The following is a 600-nucleotide window of genomic DNA, read 5'->3' as shown; positions in this document are numbered from 1 at the left end:
ACTCTCCCAGGGACCAACGTCCCAAGTACCATCGGCGCAGGAGGGCTTAACTTCCGTGTTCGGGATGGGAACGGGTGGGACCCCTCCGCCATTGCCACCAGATCACTTTGTAATTGTTGAGGTTATCCGGTTCATCACCGGATTTAGAAGTTTACTACACTCGGTTGAGGTTTTCAACCGGTAAGTTTCTCCAGTCCCTCAAAATCAAACAGTTGCGTTGCGCTGCGTGCTAACCTTTCCGTTCGGACCTGTCCCATCTGGCCGCTTGCGAGATGGTCTCGCTTGCAACCTGTTGGGAGGTCTCCGTCCGGTTCGACCTCGACATCTCACTGCATAGAGGTGACATCTTTTCACTAGAAAAACTAGCAAGGTTCATCCTCTACCGTGACGAGTCTCCATAGAAAGGAGGTGATCCAGCCGCACCTTCCGATACGGCTACCTTGTTACGACTTCACCCCAATCATCGACCCCACCTTCGGCGGCTGGCTCCTTACGGTTACCTCACCGACTTCGGGTGTTGCCAACTTTCGTGGTGTGACGGGCGGTGTGTACAAGGCCCGGGAACGTATTCACCGCGGTATGCTGACCCGCGATTACTAG

At 54.5% G+C, this 600-nt stretch carries 2 rRNA genes; both read right to left on the bottom strand.

Features of this window, described 5'->3' with window-relative positions:
* Positions 1 to 102: ribosomal RNA gene (gene rrf, locus H1S01_RS20650) — 5S ribosomal RNA — on the bottom strand; the annotation flags it as partial.
* 299 nt (positions 103 to 401) lie between these two features.
* A 16S ribosomal RNA gene (locus H1S01_RS20645) occupies positions 402 to 600 on the bottom strand; the annotation flags it as partial.

Origin of the sequence: Heliobacterium chlorum (genome assembly GCF_014502795.1) — a bacterium.
Classification (GTDB): Bacteria; Bacillota; Desulfitobacteriia; order Heliobacteriales; family Heliobacteriaceae; genus Heliobacterium; species Heliobacterium chlorum.
The sequence above is the reverse complement of the archived record's forward strand: the minus strand, read 5'-3'. Positions and strand labels throughout refer to the sequence as shown.